Origin of the sequence: Rhodanobacter sp. Root561 (genome assembly GCF_001427365.1) — a bacterium.
Taxonomy (GTDB): Bacteria; Pseudomonadota; Gammaproteobacteria; order Xanthomonadales; family Rhodanobacteraceae; genus Rhodanobacter.
The window spans coordinates 485,152-502,651 of sequence record NZ_LMGH01000001.1; the positions used below are offsets into that span (position 1 = coordinate 485,152).

General features: G+C 64.2%; 12 protein-coding genes and 1 CRISPR repeat array (1 of these 13 cut by a window edge). Of the genes, 10 read left to right on the forward strand and 2 right to left on the reverse strand.

Annotated features, from left to right (window positions below; genetic code table 11):
* Positions 1–89 precede the first annotated feature (89 nt).
* Positions 90–1,082 (reverse strand): aldo/keto reductase, encoded by a 993-nt coding sequence (locus ASD55_RS02020; RefSeq protein ID WP_056763365.1) that lies wholly within the window; start codon positions 1,080–1,082, stop codon positions 90–92.
* 104 nt (positions 1,083–1,186) lie between these two features.
* Here ASD55_RS02020 and ASD55_RS02025 point away from each other — a divergent pair, with 104 nt between their 5' ends.
* Positions 1,187–2,086 (forward strand): LysR family transcriptional regulator, encoded by a 900-nt coding sequence (locus tag ASD55_RS02025; protein WP_056764423.1) that lies wholly within the window; start codon positions 1,187–1,189, stop codon positions 2,084–2,086.
* Between the two features lie 49 nt (positions 2,087–2,135).
* Here ASD55_RS02025 and ASD55_RS02030 read toward each other — a convergent pair whose 3' ends face one another.
* On the reverse strand, positions 2,136–2,888 hold the full coding sequence (locus ASD55_RS02030) for a glutathione S-transferase family protein (protein WP_056717426.1): 753 nt from the start codon (positions 2,886–2,888) through the stop codon (positions 2,136–2,138).
* Between the two features lie 258 nt (positions 2,889–3,146).
* Between ASD55_RS02030 and ASD55_RS02035 the strand changes: the two genes are divergently transcribed.
* From ASD55_RS02035 to cas2e, 9 genes are all read left to right on the forward strand, one after another.
* Entirely contained in the window at positions 3,147–5,483 is a 2,337-nt protein-coding gene (locus ASD55_RS02035) for a S9 family peptidase (RefSeq protein WP_056763367.1), read from the forward strand.
* Positions 5,484–5,602: 119 nt separating this feature from the next.
* On the forward strand, positions 5,603–8,215 hold the full coding sequence (gene cas3, locus ASD55_RS02040; protein ID WP_056763369.1) for a CRISPR-associated helicase Cas3': 2,613 nt from the start codon (positions 5,603–5,605) through the stop codon (positions 8,213–8,215).
* Positions 8,194–9,687 (forward strand): type I-E CRISPR-associated protein Cse1/CasA, encoded by a 1,494-nt coding sequence (casA, locus tag ASD55_RS02045; RefSeq protein WP_056763371.1) that lies wholly within the window; start codon positions 8,194–8,196, stop codon positions 9,685–9,687. The genes cas3 and casA overlap by 22 nt, the downstream gene beginning before the upstream one ends.
* A 3-nt stretch (positions 9,688–9,690) precedes the next feature.
* Positions 9,691–10,254 (forward strand): type I-E CRISPR-associated protein Cse2/CasB, encoded by a 564-nt coding sequence (gene casB / locus ASD55_RS02050; protein ID WP_056763373.1) that lies wholly within the window; start codon positions 9,691–9,693, stop codon positions 10,252–10,254.
* On the forward strand, positions 10,251–10,895 hold the full coding sequence (gene cas6e, locus ASD55_RS02055; RefSeq protein WP_056763374.1) for a type I-E CRISPR-associated protein Cas6/Cse3/CasE: 645 nt from the start codon (positions 10,251–10,253) through the stop codon (positions 10,893–10,895). Before casB ends, cas6e begins: the two co-directional genes overlap by 4 nt.
* A 26-nt stretch (positions 10,896–10,921) precedes the next feature.
* The gene (cas7e, locus tag ASD55_RS02060; RefSeq protein ID WP_056763376.1) at positions 10,922–11,950 is read left to right on the forward strand and encodes a type I-E CRISPR-associated protein Cas7/Cse4/CasC; all 1,029 of its coding nucleotides are present in this window, start codon (positions 10,922–10,924) and stop codon (positions 11,948–11,950) included.
* A 9-nt stretch (positions 11,951–11,959) separates the two neighbouring features.
* Positions 11,960–12,682: a type I-E CRISPR-associated protein Cas5/CasD gene (gene cas5e, locus ASD55_RS02065; RefSeq protein ID WP_056763378.1), complete on the forward strand. Its 723-nt coding sequence runs from the start codon at positions 11,960–11,962 to the stop codon at positions 12,680–12,682.
* Positions 12,672–13,547: a type I-E CRISPR-associated endonuclease Cas1e gene (gene cas1e / locus ASD55_RS02070; protein ID WP_056763381.1), complete on the forward strand. Its 876-nt coding sequence runs from the start codon at positions 12,672–12,674 to the stop codon at positions 13,545–13,547. Before cas5e ends, cas1e begins: the two co-directional genes overlap by 11 nt.
* Entirely contained in the window at positions 13,528–13,851 is a 324-nt protein-coding gene (gene cas2e, locus ASD55_RS02075) for a type I-E CRISPR-associated endoribonuclease Cas2e (RefSeq protein ID WP_157598747.1), read from the forward strand. The genes cas1e and cas2e overlap by 20 nt, the downstream gene beginning before the upstream one ends.
* Before the next feature lie 12 nt (positions 13,852–13,863).
* Positions 13,864–17,500: direct repeats of the CRISPR family, unit length 28 nt; unit sequence GTCTTCCCCACACGCGTGGGGGTGTTTC (it continues 1,269 nt past the right edge of the window).

Consider the following 17,500-nt stretch of genomic DNA (forward strand, 5'->3'; position numbering starts at 1 on the left):
CTGCGTTCAGGCACTTCGACGTCAAAAGCACCCCACCCCGGCCCTCCCCTGCGGAGCAGGGGAGGGAGTTCACGAGTACGCGGCAGGCTCTACACGTTGACCATGTGCATCATCGAGTCGACGTAGCGGTTGCCGGCGACGGCATCGGACGGGAAGATCGCGTCGATGGCGGCGAGTTCGGCGGCGGTGAGCCGCACGTCGAGCGCGCCCAGGTTTTCGTCCAGCCGCGAGCGCTTGCGGGTGCCGGGAATCGCCAGCACCTCGTCGCCCTGCGCCAGCACCCAGGCCAGTGCCAGCTGCGCCGGTGAGCAGCCCTTGTCCGCGGCGAGCGACTTCACCTGCTCGACCAGCTGCAGGTTGCGGGCGAAGTTGTCGCCGATGAAGCGTGGGCTGGTGCGGCGGTAATCGTCGGCGTCGAAATCGTCGGGCGAGCGGATCGCGCCAGTGAGGAAGCCGCGGCCCAGCGGCGAGTAGGCGACCAGGCTGACACCGAGCCGGCGGCAGGCGTCGAGCATGCCGTTGTCCTGCGGATCGCGCGTCCACAGCGAGAATTCGCTTTGCAGCGCCGCGATCGGATGCACCTTGCAGGCGCGTTCCAGCGTGGCGCCGGACGCTTCGCTGAGGCCGAGGTAATGCACCTTGCCGGCGGTGACCAGTTCGGCCATCGCACCCACGGTTTCCTCGATCGGTACGCTCGGGTCGACGCGGTGCTGGTAATACAGGTCGATGGTGTCGATGCCCAGGCGCTTGAGGCTGGCGTCGCAGGCGGCGTGCACGTAATCGGGTCGGCCGTTGACGCCGCGTGCCTGCGGGTTGTCCGGGTCGCGCACGATGCCGAACTTGGTGGCGATGAAGGCCTGCTCGCGGCGGCCCCTGATCGCCTTGCCGACCAGCACCTCGTTGGTGTGCGGGCCGTACATGTCGGCGGTGTCGAGCAGGTTCAGGCCGCGATCCAGCGCGTGGTGGATGGTGGCGATCGATTCGGCGTCGTCGTGGGCGCCGTAGAACGCGCTCATGCCCATGCAGCCGAGGCCGAGGGTGGAGACTTGCGGGCCGTGGCGGCCGAGCGTGCGGGTCTGCATGGTGTCGCTCCGTGGGGTGAAGGTGGATGCATGGTGCGCCCGGACGCCCATCGGATAAATGCTCAATAATGGCCATCACCATTCAATCAACGGCAACAATGGCCATGGACCGACTCGAAGCGATGCGGTTGTATACGCGGATCGTCGAACTGGGCAGTTTCACCGCCGCGGCGGACGACCTGAACCTGCCGCGCGCCACCGTCACCCATGCGATCAAGCGGCTGGAGGCCCGGCTCGGCGCGCAACTGCTGTTGCGCACCACCCGGCGCGTGCGCAGTACCCGCGATGGCGAGACCTATTACGGGCATTGCGTGCGGCTGCTGGCCGACATGGACGAGGTCGAGGCGGATTTCCGCGAGGCCCTGGTGCAGCCGAAGGGCCGCCTGCGCGTCGACCTGCCGGCGACGCTGGCGCGGCTGCTGGTGATTCCCGCGCTGCGCGATTTCTTCGCGCGCTACCCGCAGATCCAGCTCGACATCGGCACCGGCGACCGCTTCGTCGACCTGGTCCGCGAGGGCGTCGATTGCGTGCTGCGCATCGGCGAGCTGGGCGATTCGGGCATGGTGGGCCGCCGCGTGGGCGTATTGCAGCAGGTCACCGTGGCCAGCGCCGCCTACGTGCGCCGGCACGGTCAGCCCGAGTCGCTGGCCGCGCTGCACGATGGCCACCTGGCGGTGAACTGGGTGTCGCCGACCACCCATCGTGCCGAGCCACTGGAATTCATGGTGGGCCGCAAGCGGCGCGAAGTGACCTTGCCCGGTTGCGTCAGCGTCAGCGGCGTGGATGCCTACCTCGGCTGTTGCGAGGCCGGCCTGGGCATCGCGCAGATGCCGCGCTATCGCATCGGCGATGAATTGAAGAGCGGCCGCCTGCGCGAAATCCTGCCGGCACATCCGCCGCCGCCGTTGCCGATGACCATCCTGTATCCGCAGCAGCGGCAGATGCCCGCGCGCCTGCGCGTGTTCGTCGACTGGCTGGTGGAGTTGACGGCGGAGCAGCGCTGATCAGGAGCGAATCCCGGTCTGAGCCTCCCTGCCGCAGAGAAGCCAGTCATCAGGAAGCGCGGGGCGGGCCGGGACGTGGCGCGCTGGTGCCCAGCGTGTCGCTGGTCAGCGGGGCGCCGGCGGTGATCAGGGCGCCGCGCTGCTCGGCCAGCGGCAGGCGCAGCATGCAGTCCTCGAAGCGGGCCAGTTTCTGGAACGCGGGCTGGGCCTGTACCTGCGCCACCAGGGCGGCCATCAGCGGCCAGCGTTCGGCATCGATCGCGTAGCGCACGAATGAGGCGGTGCGGAAAAAGCTGGCGAGGCTGATGTCGGCGATCGACAGTGCGCCGAACACGAAGCCGTCGTCGGGCAGTTGCTGCTCCAGATAATCGAGCGCGGCGGGGATCTCCACTTCGAGCGCGTGCTGTACCACGACCTCGTTCGGGGCTTCGCCGAAGATGTGGCGCTTGATCGCCAGCTGGTGGAACAGCCGCCAGATCAGGCCGTCGGCCAGCCGCGTGTCGGCGTACTCCTCCAGCCAGCGGGCGCGGGCGCGATCGGCGATGTCGCGGGGGTAGAGCGAGGGCGTGGGGTGCTGGTCCTCCAGGTACTGGCAGATCACGCTGGAGTCGCTGAGCACCAGGTCGCCATCCACCAGTACCGGGATGCGGCGCAGCGGGCTGAGCCGGCTGAATTCGTCGTTGCCGACGAACGGTGCGATCGGATCGACTTCGTATTCCAGCCCCTTCAGTTCGAGGCAGGCCAGCACCTTGCGCACGTAAGGGGAAATGTAGTTGCCGATGATTCTGAGGCGCTGCGTCACGGGGCATCTCCTCCGGAACGGATGCCGCAGCGTGCGATGGCCGCCGCCCGCGCGTCAAGCTGGCCGGCCCGTGGCGCCGTGGTCGGTCGTCACGAAGCGACCGATATCCGTGCGGCAGCGTATTTTTGCAGCATGGGCCCACAGTCGGGACCAATGGCAGGGGTGTCATTGGTCATGCGCACGCTAGCATCAGGTGTTCGGTACATCTGGGCCAGGGTCGGCAGTCGCAGCAATCCGCTTTCGCAAGGGGAACGCAACATGAGTTTGATGATCGGCAGTTCGCGCGTGCTGGGTGCGCTGGTATTGGGGTCGTTGTCCGCCGGTGTCGCCGCGCAGGGGCGAACCCTGAGCGCGAACGACTATGCGCAGGCAGAGCGTTTCATGGGTTACAACACCGCGCCGCTGGTCGACCACGCGGTGCAGAAGGTCGACTGGCTCGACGCCGGTCATTTCTGGTACGTCGACCACGACGCCACCGGCGACCACTTCGTCCGGATGGACGTGACCAGTGGCAAGACCGCGCCGTTGTTCGACCAGGCCAAGCTGGCGGCGGCGCTGGGCAAGGTCGGCGGCAAAAGCGTCGACGCCGGCAAGCTGCCGGTGCGCAGCTACAAGCTGATGGCCGATGGCCGCATCGATGTCGGCGTGCGGGGCAAGCATTACGCGTGTGACCTCGCCGCCGTCGAGGCCAGCTGCGCCGATCTTTCGAAGCTGGTGAAGACCGGCGACGAACCGGGCGCGGTGTCGCCCGATGGCAAGAGCGAGGCGTTCATCCGCGACTGGAACCTGTGGCTGCGCGACGTCGCCAGCGGCAAGGAGACCCAGCTCACCACCGACGGCGTTGAGGACTTCGGCTACGCCACCGACAACGCCGGCTGGAAGCACACCGACAACGCGATCGTCGAGTGGTCGCCCGATTCGAAGCAGATCGCCACCTTCCAGCAGGACCAGCGCAAGACCGGCGAGATGTACCTGGTCAGCACCCGGGTCGGCCATCCGAAGCTGGAGAAGTGGAAGTACCCGCTGGTCGGCGACAAGGACGTGACGATGATCGAGCGCGTCATCATCGATGTCGCCGCGAAGAAGGTCACTCGCCTGCAGATGCCGCCGGACCAGCACCGCTCCAGCCTGTGCGACGACGTCAGCTGCGGCCCCGAAGGTGGCTGGGACGACGTGAAGTGGGCGGCCGACGGCAAGACCCTGGCCTTCGTCTCCACCTCGCGCGACCACAAGCACGAATGGTTCCGCATCGCCGACACCGCCACCGGCAAGGTGCGCACCGTGTTCGAGGAGAAGGTGCCGACGTATTACGAGAGCGGCAACGGCGCGGTGAACTGGCGCTACCTGCCCGAGACCCACGAGGCGATCTGGTTCAGCGAGCGCAACAACTGGGGCAACCTGTATCTCTACGACCTCAACACCGGCAAGCTCAAGCGCGCGATCACCAAGGGCGACGGCAACGTCACCGAGGTGCTGAAGCTCGATGCGAAGACGCGCACCGTGTGGTTCCGCGGCGTCGGCCGCACGGCGGGCGTGAATCCCTACTACCAGCAGTTCTTCAAGGTCAGCCTGGACGGCGGCAAGCCGGTGCTGCTGACGCCGGAAGCAGCCGACCACACGGTCACGCTGTCGCCGGACGGCAAGGCCTTCGTCGACGCGTACTCCACCCCCACCACGCCGCCGGTCACCGTGCTGCGCAGCGCCGACGACGGCCGCAAGCTGGCCGACGTGGCCACCGCCGACATCACCCGGCTGAAGGCCACCGGCTGGGTGCCGCCGATTCCGTTTACGGTGAAGGGCCGCGACGGCAAGACCGACCTGTACGGCATGATGTTCAAGCCGACCCACTTCGATGCCTCGAAGAAGTACCCGATCATCGACTACATCTACCCGGGTCCGCAGACCGGTTCGGTGCGCGGGCGCAGCTTCTCCTCCGCCCGCGCCGACCACCAGTCGGTGGCCGAGCTGGGCTTCATCGTGGTGGCGATCGACGGCATGGGCACGCCGTGGCGTTCCAAGGCCTTCCACGACGCCTACTTCGAGCATGTCGAGGACAACACCTTGCCCGACCAGGTGGCCGGGTTGAAGGAGCTGGGCAAGAAGTATCCGTGGATCGATCTCGACCGCGTCGGCGTGTGGGGCCACTCCGGCGGCGGCAACGCTACCGCAGGCGCGATGTTCCACTACCCGGACTTCTTCAAGGTCGGCTGGGCCGAGAGCGGCAACCACGACAACCGCAACTACGAGGACGACTGGGCCGAGAAGTGGCAGGGCCTGCTGGTCACCGACAAGGACGGCAAGACCAACTACGACGCCCAGGCCAACCAGAGTTTCGCCAAGGACCTCAAGGGCCACCTGATGCTGGTGCACGGCACGATGGACGACAACGTGCCGCCGTCGAACACCTTGCTGGTGGTCGATGCACTGATCAAGGCGAACCGCAACTTTGATTTGCTGATGATCCCCAACGCCCACCACGGTTACGGCGAAGCCACTCCGTATGCCACCCGTCGCCGCTGGGATTACTTCGTGCAGTACCTGGCCGGCAATACGCCGCCGGTGGAGTATCAGCTGAAGGCGTGGCCCTGGCGTTGAACCGTAGGTGTTAGTTGAGAAGTGGAAAGCCGGCGCGAGAGCGCCGGCTTTTTTATTCAATCTCGCGCAGTGAGACCCAAAACTGGTAGAACGCCAAGGACGGAAATAGGGGATGGAATATGCCGGTCAGGCGTTCGACGACTGCGACGGACATCGCGGTAAGAAAGTATCAGCGCTGTCCTGCCAAGACCTACACCCGGCCGGATGGTGCCGTGGTGTGCGGCCGCACCGTCATCGAACATTGCCAGATCGTGGGCGAGGTGGCGCGGGCGTTGATTGCACGCTATCCGACACGTCTTGGAGATGCCCTTTTTCCTGAAGGCAGCCCGCTGGCTGCGGCCAGTCACGATACGGGCAAGGTCAGCCCCACGTTCTTCAACAAGTTGATGAAGGCCTGTCAGTTGCCGCAGGTTCCGGGGTTCCCGCCCGAAATCGAGCGCCAGTGGGGTGGGCACGCCGGTGTCAGCCAAGTGGCGCTTGAAGCGATCGGCACGCCGCGCTGGCTGCCAGAAATAGCCGGTCAGCACCATGGATTCTCGCCGCCAGTGGCAGGGCGACGGGCCGACGCTGAACAGTTTGGCGGGAGCATCTGGCAGGCGCAGCGAGCAGGGCTTGTGGATGAGCTCAAGGCGCGCCTGGCCATGGACTGGCCGCAACCGGCCTCGGTGGCACAGGCGCGGCTGATTGCCGGTCTCACCTCGGTGGCCGACTGGGTCGGCTCGGGCAGGCATTTCGAAAACCCTGAGACGCCTTGGCAGCCAAACATTGCGCGCGCGCTCGATGAGGCCGGCCTTGTACCTCCGACGTACCGGTCGGGTTTGAGCTTTGAAGAAATCTTCGGCTTTCTCGCGAGGCCCGCGCAGCGCCAATTGATCGAGGCTGCCAAGAAACCCGGCGTCTACGTTCTGGAAGCGCCGATGGGCTTGGGCAAGACCGAAGCTGCGCTGTACGTGGCCTATCGTTTGCTGGAACAGGAGCAGGCCTGCGGCGTGTATTTCGCCTTGCCTACCCAGCTCACCTCGAACAAGATCCACGAGCGTTTCAACCAGTTTCTGGATCAGGTGCTGGATCCGAACTGTCCGCAGCGTGCGCTGCTGCTGCACGCCAACGCATGGCTGGTGGATACCGAGATGGGCGAGGAGGGGCGTCCGGGCGGGGCATGGTTCAACCATGCCAAGCGTGGCCTTCTGGCGCCTTTTGCCGTAGGCACCATCGACCAAGCCTTGATGGCGGCCATGCACGTCAAGCATGGCTTCGTGCGGGCCTTCGGGCTGGCCGGTAAGGTGGTGATCTTGGACGAGGTGCACACCTACGACGCCTACACCGGCACCTTGCTCGATGCGCTGGTCAAGCTGCTGCGCGAGCTGCATTGCACCGTCATCATCCTCAGCGCCACCCTCAACCACCAGCGGCGCAGCCAGTTGCTGGATGCTCCGCTGACGGGTGATGCCTACCCGCTCATTACGGCGCTGCCGTCGGGCCACGCCGTTCGTGAGCTTCCCGTAGCGACGCATGCAAGTGTGCAGGTAGCGATCCATCTGGAGCGTGATGAAGCACGGACAGTGCACGAAGCGCTGGAGCGTGCGTCAGCGGGTCAGCAGGTGCTCTGGGTGGAAAATTCGGTCAAGGATGCCCAGCAGCGCTATCTGGATGTCGCCTCCCGTGCCAGCGCCTTGGGCATCGAACATGGCTTGCTGCATTCGCGCTACACCATGGCCGATCGGGCACGCATCGAAGATCGGTGGGTGAACCTGTTCGGCAAACCTGGCCGCGGCCGTCGCGCTGAGCGTGGTCGCATCCTGGTTGGTACGCAGGTACTCGAGCAATCGCTGGACATCGATGCGGATTTCCTCGTCAGCCGCTTCGCCCCCACGGACATGTTGCTGCAGCGTATGGGCCGCCTCTGGCGCCATGCCGACACGCCACGCCCGACCGGCGCTCGCTGCGAGGTGTGGTTGCTTGCGCCGGAGCTCGATGCAGCCATCGAATCGCCACAGGCAGCTTTCGGCGCCAGTGCGTACGTGTATGCGCCCTATGTGCTGTGCCGCAGCCTTGCGGTTTGGCATTCGCTCATGACCGTGTGCTTGCCGCAGGACATCCGCGGATTGATCGAGGCGACTTACGCCGAGCAGAGCGAAGACGGCGCCATGGCGCGCTGGCTGCATGAACTGGATAACGGCACGCCGCGTCGAAAAGGTCGCAATGCGCTGGCACAACTGGCGCGCCTTGGTCTGGCCGTGGACGGCAAGACTCTGCCCGAAAGCAAGGCGCAGACCCGCTACAGCGAGACCGACAGCCTCGACCTGCTGCTGCTGCGCGACATGCGACAGGACACTGGGCGGCATGTCGCCAGACTGGTGCTGCTCGATGGCAGCGTGGTGGAACTACCCACCCGCAAGGCATTGCCCCATTCACAGCGCGCCGCGCTCAAGCCCATCACCGCGCAACTGATGCGCCAGATTGTGCCGGTACGCCCGGGTGAGTCGCCTGCCGCCATTGTGCGTGACACGCTGGAGAAATACGGCTTGCAGCACTGCTTCTATCTTGGCAACACCGACTGGGCCGAGGATGAAAGCCTGTTGCGGGTGGCATTGGTGGATGAAAGCGGCACGCTGCGCGGCCTGCATGGCCAGAGCGTGCATGACAAGCACACGTTGGAATACCGCGATGACCTCGGCTACCGGGTCATCCGAGCTGACAAGGAGAACCCATGGACAAGCGTTTCAACCTGATCGACGAGCCGTGGATACCGGTGGCGGACAAGGGTCGCGTCAGCCTACGGCAGATCTTCGGTGCCGACTGCCGTGCGCTGGGTGGCAATCCGGTAGAGAAAATCGCGCTGATGAAGCTGCTGCTGGCCATTGCCCAGGCCGCGGCCACGCCGGAGGACGAAACTGCGTGGCGAGAGTTGGGAGCACAGGGTCTGGCCGACAAGTGTCTTGAGTATCTCGACAAGTGGCATGACCGCTTTGATCTCTATGGGGACAAGCCATTCCTGCAGATGCCAGCCATTGCGGCCGCTGAAATCAAGAGCTACGGCACCGTTCTGCCCGACGTGGCCACGGGCAACACCACCGTCCTTACCGGCAGCCAAAGGGAGAGCGTGCTGACCAATGCCGAAAGGGCCGTGCTGGTGGTCTGCCAGATGGGCTTCGCGCTGGGTGGCAAGAAGACCGACAACAAGGTAGTGCTTACGCTTGGCTATCAAGGAAAAACCAATGACAAGGGCAAACCTTCCACCGGAAAGCCAGGTCCGGCAGTAGCGCATATGGGACTGCTGCATAGTCTGCTGCAGGGCGTGAACGTGCAACAAAGCCTCTGGTTGAACCTGCTTACTCGTGAGCAAGTGATGCAAAGTCAGCGCTTCCCCGCAGGCATCGGCGTGGCGCCGTGGCAGCAGATGCCGACGGGCGAGGATGACGCCGTGGCGCGGCACCTGAAGAACTCGCTGATCGGTCGGCTGCTGCCGCTGTGCCGGTTCTGCCTGCTCACCGAAGACGGTCTGCATTACTCCGAAGGCATCGCCCATCCGAACTACAAGGAAGGCATGTGGGATCCCACCGTGGCGGTGAACCAGTCGGGGAAAGAGAACAAGGCATTGTGGGTCAACCCGGAGAAGCGTCCGTGGCGGGAGCTGACGGCGCTGCTCGGCTTTCTGGCACAACGGCAGAACGCGGGCTTCGAGTGCCTGCAACTTGCCGCTGGAGTGGGGCGTGCCTGTGCCAGCGTCGAGTCTTTCGCGATTTGGTCTGGCGGTCTGCGCGTCAGCAGCAATGCAGGCGAGCAGTACGCATCAGGTACGGATGATTTCGTGGCGTCCGCCATCCTGGTGCACGGTGAAGCCTTGAGCCAGCTATGGTTCGACCAACTGCAAGCGGAAATGACCGAACTGGACGAACTAGCCAAAGGCCTGTACGGCCGGGTGCTTGCCTATTTCAAGGCGCAGCTGGTCGAGGGGATCGATCTGGCGGCGCAGGCCACCCACCTGTTCTGGCAACTCTGCGAGCGTGACTTCCAGCGTCTGCTCGACCATTGCGAACAAGGCGAATCGCACGGCACCGCGCGCCGCCAACTGCGTCGACGTTTCGCCGGCTACGCACAACAGGCCTATGACCGTTACTGCCCCAAAGACACCGCTCGGCAGCTTGATGCCTGGGCGCGCTGCCGCCCCAACCATGGCAAATACCTGCAACAGGAGGCGTGAGTGATGGAAATCGCGGAGAAAGACACACCGGCAAAGATCGGCAAGGAGGCGGGCTTCGTCGCCTGGCTCATCGCACGGTGTCAGGAGGACAAAGGACTGGCGGCGCGATTGCAGCGCGCCGACAACCCGGCGACCGAATACCAGTGCTGGGAAACGCTGGCGAATTGGGTTGACCTGGAAAACGAGGCGCAGCGCCTTCCTTTCGCCACCGTGGCGGCGGCCATCGCCCGTGCCAAGCCATCGGCTAACGGAAGCGTGTCGCTGGGGCGCGCCATCGCGCGCTGTTTCGATGATGGCAGCCAGAGTGACCAGGCCAAAGCGCGCCTGCGGCGGTTGTTGGCTTGCGACGAATTGCCGGAGTTGTGCCGCGTGTTGCGGCCCCTGCTGAGCTTGGCCGAAAGTCGCGTGACGCAACCCTTGGACCATGCGCGTGTGCTCAGGCAACTGGTTGATTTCGGGCGGGCCGCAGGCGGTGGCAATGCAGCCTGGCTGCAACGCATCAAGGCGCAGTGGGCGCAGGAGTTCTACGGACAGAAGATCGAGGCGGAAGCCGGGGAGGGCGCATGAGCCTGATCGCCAGCGTGCTCAACCTAGATCGTGCAGCGGTCAAGGCGCTTCGCATCACCGATCCGTATTCCCTGCACCGTGTGGTGTACAGCCTGTACCCGGATGTGCGCGATGCCGGCGCCAAGGCCGGCCACGCGCCCAGCGGCATCCTGCATGCCGACCAGGGCGGCGATTTCCATGGTCGCAACATCCTGCTGCTGGCCGACCGGCCGCCGGCGGCTCATGCCGAAGGCGGTTTCGGCGAGGTGCGCAGCAAGGTCATCCCCATCGACTTCCTTGGCCATGCCCGCTATCGCTTCAAGGTGATCGTCAATCCGACGCGGCGCGACAGTGCCAGCGGCAAGCTGGTATCCGTCAAGGGCCGAGAGGCGGTGGCCGCGTGGTTTGCTGAGCGTGGACTGGCCAGCTGGGGCTTTGCGATTTCACCGGAACACCTGCAAGTGGATCGTCTTGAGGTACTGCGCTTCAAGGACAAGGCGCAGCGCCTGGTCACGCTGGCGCAAGCCCATGTGCAGGGCCAGCTTACCGTTACTGATCATGAGCAGTTCCGTCACAGCTTTGCTTCCGGCATCGGCCGAGGCCGCAGCTTCGGCTGCGGCCTGTTGCAGGTCGTGCCGCTGATCGACAACCCCTTCGCCTGACATCCCATTCAAAAGGAATGACCCTCATGAGCAACAAGTTCACTAATACCCGGATCGAGTTCCACATTCTGCAGTCCTTCCCGGTGACCTGCCTGAACCGTGACGACGTGGGCGCGCCCAAGACCGCCGTGGTGGGCGGCGTCACCCGCGCCCGCGTCAGTTCGCAGTGCTGGAAGCGGCAGGTGCGCATGGCGCTGCCGCAATTCGGCGTGAAACTCGCCTGCCGTACCAAGCAGGCACAAACCTTGTTCAGTGCCGCCTGCAAAGCTGCCAGTGCGGGTGATGAGGCGGCTATTGCGTGCGGCCAGAAAATGGCGGACGTGCTCGCCGACGACACCCTGCTGTTCATCAGTGGCAGCGAAGCGGATGCCTTTGCGGCCTACGCCAAGGAGAAGGGTTTCGACGCCGACAAGCTGAAAGACAAGGATCTCGCCAAGGTTGCCAAGAAAGCACTGAGTTCGGCCACCGACGCGCTGGATATCGCCTTGTTCGGGCGCATGGTGGCCAAGGCGGCCGACATGAATGTCGAGGCAGCGGCATCCTTCGCTCATGCCATTTCCACCCACCGAGTCAGCAACGAAGTGGAGTTCTTTACCGCGCTGGATGATCTGGCCGGTGAGCCTGGTTCGGCACACATGGGCAGCCTGGAGTTCAACTCGGCCACTTACTACCGCTACGTCAGCCTCGACCTTGGGCAACTGGCGCAGTCATTGGGCACGGACGATGTCGGCCAGGCGGTGGAGGCATTCACCAAGGCGTTGTTCGTGGCGGTGCCGCATGCCCGACAGGCAACGCAGTCGGGAGCCAGTCCGTGGGAGTTCACACGCGTGCTTGTACGTCAAGGCCAGCGCCTGCAGGTGCCATTCGAGCAGCCGGTCAAGGCGCGCGGCGAAGGCTTCCTTGCGCCCAGCATCGAAACGCTCAAGGGCTACCTGGACAAGAAGGAAAAGCTGACCGGCAGTCTGTTCGGCAAGATGGCCAGCTATGACTGGGGCGAGCGTGATGACTACAGCATCGACGACTTGGTCACCGACCTGAAACGACATACAGCGTGAGGGTGCCCCATGAACCCCTATTTGCTTCTCTGGTTGGAGGCACCACTGCAGGCCTGGGGCCACGATTCGAAATTTGGCCGCCGCGACAGCCTGGATTTCCCTACCAAGTCTGGTGTGCTTGGCCTCATTTGCTGTGCGAGGGGCGCGGGTAGCGAAGAGCGTGATTGGTTGTCTAGTTGGGCAGTTCTGGATATGCAGGTCGAAGCTTTCGCGCCGCGCTATTCCAAGGATGCGCCGTTGCCTCGGCTTCCACTGCTGCGCGACTTCCACATGGTGGGCAGCGGGTACGACGATGCCGACCCATGGCAGAACCTGCTGATTCCCAAGACCAGCGAAGGCAAAAAACCTAACGGCGCAGGCACCAAGATGACCTACCGCTACTACCTGCAGGACATGGCCTTTGCGGTGGCCATTGAAACCCCGGTAGGTGAGGCTGAGTCCATCGCCGATGCACTCAAGGCTCCGGTCTGGGACCTGTACCTGGGGCGCAAGAACTGTGCGCCCACCGAACTGGTGTTCCAAGGCTTGCATGCCAGTTCGGATGAGGCGCTGGCCGCAGGCCGGGCACTGGCCGCTGCGAAACAGCGCGCGTTGGCGTTTACCGTAAAGCAGGGTGAGCACGAAGGCGAAGTGCTGACGCTCAACGACGTGCCGCTGCAGTTCGGGGTCGACAAGCGCTACCGCGACCGCCGTGTCACCGTGTTGCAGCCGGAGCGTGACGATGGCGGATGAAGCGCAGCGGCTGTTCGTCAAGGTCACCCGGGAGTCGCTTCCGCAGATCAAGGACAAATACCCGTTTCTTTATCTTGAGCACGGTCGGCTGGAAATCGACGACAGCAGCATCAAGTGGATCGACGCCACGAACAACGTGGTGCCGTTGCCAGTGGCCACGCTCAATGCGCTGTTGCTCGGCCCCGGCACCACGGTAACCCACGATGCCATCCGCACCGCGGCGGCAGCCAACTGCGCCATCTGCTGGGTGGGGGCGGACAGCCTGCTGTTCTATTCGGCGGGCTTCCTGCCCACGGCCGACACCCGCAACCTGAAAAGGCAGATCGAGCTTTCCGCCGATCCCAAGAAATCCATCGAGGTGGCGCATCGCATGTTTGCGCGCCGTTTCCCGGATGCGGATCTTACTGGCAAGACATTGCAAGAGCTGATGGGCATGGAGGGCAATCGCGTGCGGGCGCTCTACCAGGCCAAGGCCGAGCAGTACCAGGTGGGGTGGAAAGGACGCAGCTTCACCCCGGGCAAATTCGAGGTGAGCGACCTTACCAACCAGATCCTTACATCCACCAATGCCGCGCTCTACGGCGTCCTGTGTTCGGCCACCCACAGCCTGGGCTACTCGCCACACATTGGCTTCATCCACTCCGGCAGCCCATTGCCATTCATCTATGACATGGCCGACCTGTACAAGGCCGAGCTTTGCATCGATTTGGCGTTCCATCTGACCCGCGAGTTGGCTGGCCGCTATGACAAGCACAAGGTGGCTGCTGCCTTCCGCAAGCGCGTGATCGAGATGGATCTTTTGGCGAAGTATGGCGAAGATATCGCAGCCATGCTGGGAGCCACGCGTGCTGATCGTCGTCGCTAATGACCTGCCGCCCGCCGTGCGCGGACGCATGAAGCTGTGGTTCGTGGAGCCGCGCGCCAACGTGTTCGTCTCGGGCATCAAGGACTCGGTGGCCGATACGGTCGTCGCCTGGCTCTACAAGCATTGCCCGTCTGAATCCGGCTTGCTTCTGGTTCGCTCGATCAATCGACCGCCGGGCTTCGAAATGCGCTGCATCGGCCCGCCACGCAAGGCCATGATTGACGTTTCGGGCCTGCAGCTAATCGTCGAAACCCTGAAACCCGCGGTTTCCACAACATCTCGTGTAGACGAGCGACAGCGCTGACGATATGTTGGTGTCTTCCCCACACGCGTGGGGGTGTTTCTATCTGCGCTCACTTGTGGAGCGATCCGGTTTGGTCTTCCCCACACGCGTGGGGGTGTTTCTAGAGCGCCCGCAGGCTGCTCGGCGGCGGCACCGTCTTCCCCACACGCGTGGGGGTGTTTCCGTGTCGCCAGCCTTCAGTGGGCCCACCCGCTCGTCTTCCCCACACGCGTGGGGGTGTTTCTCCAGCGGTGCCATCTACCGCAGCCTGTACCGCGTCTTCCCCACACGCGTGGGGGTGTTTCCTTCCATCACCACCTTCGGCCTGGCCGCGATTTGTCTTCCCCACACGCGTGGGGGTGTTTCCGTCTTGCTCGACATAGCGGTCATGCTTGTCTCGTCTTCCCCACACGCGTGGGGGTGTTTCCGATTCGACGAGCCATTTCTTGCGTGATAAACGGTCTTCCCCACACGCGTGGGGGTGTTTCTGCAGATCAAGGGGCCGACCGCATCGGTTACTGGTCTTCCCCACACGCGTGGGGGTGTTTCTCTCCTTGCCGTCGATATCCACTTCAATGCAGGGTCTTCCCCACACGCGTGGGGGTGTTTCTAGACGCGTCGCCGGAGACCCGCGCGTCGCCGGGTCTTCCCCACACGCGTGGGGGTGTTTCTTCATGTATCTCGCTACGGCTCCGGTTTACGCGGTCTTCCCCACACGCGTGGGGGTGTTTCCGTGCAGTTTTGCGCTCATGCCTCCCCCGTCCGGTCTTCCCCACACGCGTGGGGGTGTTTCTGGCGTTCCGCTGGATCAGATCTTCGATCCCTAGTCTTCCCCACACGCGTGGGGGTGTTTCTGGCCGTCCTGCCCGGTTCGGCGTGAAAGGGATGTCTTCCCCACACGCGTGGGGGTGTTTCTGGGTGGCAGTGGCCTTTCGGCGTCCGGCTAGCGTCTTCCCCACACGCGTGGGGGTGTTTCCTTTGCAGAGATTCCGGAAGGCGCTTCCAGCAGGTCTTCCCCACACGCGTGGGGGTGTTTCCGACTGACGCGCCGATGCTAATAATCGACATACGTCTTCCCCACACGCGTGGGGGTGTTTCTGGCTTCGGACAGCGCTTTCCCGTCGGGGTGCGGTCTTCCCCACACGCGTGGGGGTGTTTCTTGCCAAGTGACTGCGCCATCGCTTGCGGTGCCGTCTTCCCCACACGCGTGGGGGTGTTTCCTAACGCGCGCTGGTTCCACCGCGCGCTTGAGCGTCTTCCCCACACGCGTGGGGGTGTTTCCCGGTACTGGGCGACGCGCGTCATCAAGCTCAAGTCTTCCCCACACGCGTGGGGGTGTTTCTTTTCACGGCACGCTCGCGCTCTTCGCGCTCCCGTCTTCCCCACACGCGTGGGGGTGTTTCTTGGTCCATGCCATCTCGCACTCGGAGAAGCTGGTCTTCCCCACACGCGTGGGGGTGTTTCCCACGCGGGCGCCGTGCTCGTCGGGCTCGTGCTGTCTTCCCCACACGCGTGGGGGTGTTTCTGGGCCAGGACGGTCGTGTCGCCGCCTCCTGTGGTCTTCCCCACACGCGTGGGGGTGTTTCCCTTTACGCCGTGATACGCGCACCATTCGGTGGGTCTTCCCCACACGCGTGGGGGTGTTTCCGGATTCGCGCGCATTCTGGCTAGCGCGCCTGGGTCTTCCCCACACGCGTGGGGGTGTTTCTACCTGTGCGGCGCGTACTTCGGCTGGAAGGATGTCTTCCCCACACGCGTGGGGGTGTTTCCAGGCTGACCGACGATCGCGGCCAGGAAGTGCGGTCTTCCCCACACGCGTGGGGGTGTTTCTGGCCACGTCATCACTCGTCGCTGGTCGAGCGGGTCTTCCCCACACGCGTGGGGGTGTTTCTGCGCGAAGCTGTTTTGCATGACCTGTACGCGGGTCTTCCCCACACGCGTGGGGGTGTTTCCTTCGACTCAACATGCCCAATCCCCCTCCTTAAGTCTTCCCCACACGCGTGGGGGTGTTTCTCGCCGCATGACCGTGCGTGACCTGATCACTCCGTCTTCCCCACACGCGTGGGGGTGTTTCTGCGTGGGTCTCCGGCAACGCGTGGGTCTACGGGTCTTCCCCACACGCGTGGGGGTGTTTCTGCGCGACTCGGTCGGGCGCAGCCGGCCACCTGGTCTTCCCCACACGCGTGGGGGTGTTTCCTCACCTTCGATCCACTTGTGCGCACCTGAGCCGTCTTCCCCACACGCGTGGGGGTGTTTCCGTCTGCCGGCGCTTGACCGCGTGCCGAAGCATGTCTTCCCCACACGCGTGGGGGTGTTTCCCGTTCAGTTCGCCGAGGCGGCCGTATCGTTCGGTCTTCCCCACACGCGTGGGGGTGTTTCTCTGACGATGAGCGCCGCGCGGTTTGCGCCGAGGTCTTCCCCACACGCGTGGGGGTGTTTCCACTTGACGCGCTGGCCCCGCTGTCCTTGAGCGGTCTTCCCCACACGCGTGGGGGTGTTTCCTATACGAGGCGACGCGCGGGCCAATTTGCCACGTCTTCCCCACACGCGTGGGGGTGTTTCCCGAAGCCACAGGAGCCACGCCATGACCAACCCGTCTTCCCCACACGCGTGGGGGTGTTTCCCACTCGTTGTATCCGCTCCACGCGGCGGCGATGTCTTCCCCACACGCGTGGGGGTGTTTCCAGATGGACAGCGCCTACATCGAGCCGCGCAAGGTCTTCCCCACACGCGTGGGGGTGTTTCTTAAAGAAGGTCGCCCTTTGTCATGCGGCGAGTGTCTTCCCCACACGCGTGGGGGTGTTTCTCGGTGTCGCCGTTCATTTGTTGCCTCCTTGGAGTCTTCCCCACACGCGTGGGGGTGTTTCCGTGTTCATCCGCTGCACCTGGCAGCGCCAGAGGTCTTCCCCACACGCGTGGGGGTGTTTCTGGCGCCGCGAATACCGCGAAGCGCGCAAGGTTGTCTTCCCCACACGCGTGGGGGTGTTTCTGATCGAAGCATAAGAACGCAACTCACCACGCAGTCTTCCCCACACGCGTGGGGGTGTTTCCGTGCCGGCCTGCGTCACGCTGCTGGCGGTAAGGTCTTCCCCACACGCGTGGGGGTGTTTCCGCCCGCAAGGTCGACGCCATCGACACCGACGAGTCTTCCCCACACGCGTGGGGGTGTTTCCGCACGATAGTCCGGCAGGATTGCCTTCAGCGGGTCTTCCCCACACGCGTGGGGGTGTTTCTCAACACTTAGGGTCATGGCGGCAGGCTTGAAAGTCTTCCCCACACGCGTGGGGGTGTTTCCACCTCGCCGGCGTTCCCGGTTTCAGCACACGGGTCTTCCCCACACGCGTGGGGGTGTTTCCACCGCTGTCTGTAGCCCGTGTTCGAGCATGTTGTCTTCCCCACACGCGTGGGGGTGTTTCCGACGCGAAGCAGCTGGCGCAGAACATCGCGGAGTCTTCCCCACACGCGTGGGGGTGTTTCGAGCGCATCCGCTGCGACGTGAAGCTGAATCTGGTCTTCCCCACACGCGTGGGGGTGTTTCCCAGTGCTTCTTGCCCGTGGCGATCATCTTGGGGTCTTCCCCACACGCGTGGGGGTGTTTCTGCGGCGCTCAGCTCGTTAAGCGCACGCGTCTTGTCTTCCCCACACGCGTGGGGGTGTTTCCCTGGCATCG

Excerpts from the sequence above, each read along its gene's own strand:
- ASD55_RS02020 (WP_056763365.1), bottom strand. The coding sequence starts at position 1,082 with ATGCAGACCCGCACGCTCGGCCGCCACGGCCCGCAAGTCTCCACCCTC.
- ASD55_RS02025 (WP_056764423.1), top strand. The coding sequence starts at position 1,187 with ATGGACCGACTCGAAGCGATGCGGTTGTATACGCGGATCGTCGAACTG.
- ASD55_RS02035 (WP_056763367.1), top strand. The coding sequence starts at position 3,147 with ATGAGTTTGATGATCGGCAGTTCGCGCGTGCTGGGTGCGCTGGTATTG.
- cas3 (WP_056763369.1), top strand. The coding sequence starts at position 5,603 with ATGCCGGTCAGGCGTTCGACGACTGCGACGGACATCGCGGTAAGAAAG.
- casA (WP_056763371.1), top strand. The coding sequence starts at position 8,194 with ATGGACAAGCGTTTCAACCTGATCGACGAGCCGTGGATACCGGTGGCG.
- casB (WP_056763373.1), top strand. The coding sequence starts at position 9,691 with ATGGAAATCGCGGAGAAAGACACACCGGCAAAGATCGGCAAGGAGGCG.
- cas6e (WP_056763374.1), top strand. The coding sequence starts at position 10,251 with ATGAGCCTGATCGCCAGCGTGCTCAACCTAGATCGTGCAGCGGTCAAG.
- cas7e (WP_056763376.1), top strand. The coding sequence starts at position 10,922 with ATGAGCAACAAGTTCACTAATACCCGGATCGAGTTCCACATTCTGCAG.
- cas5e (WP_056763378.1), top strand. The coding sequence starts at position 11,960 with ATGAACCCCTATTTGCTTCTCTGGTTGGAGGCACCACTGCAGGCCTGG.
- cas1e (WP_056763381.1), top strand. The coding sequence starts at position 12,672 with ATGGCGGATGAAGCGCAGCGGCTGTTCGTCAAGGTCACCCGGGAGTCG.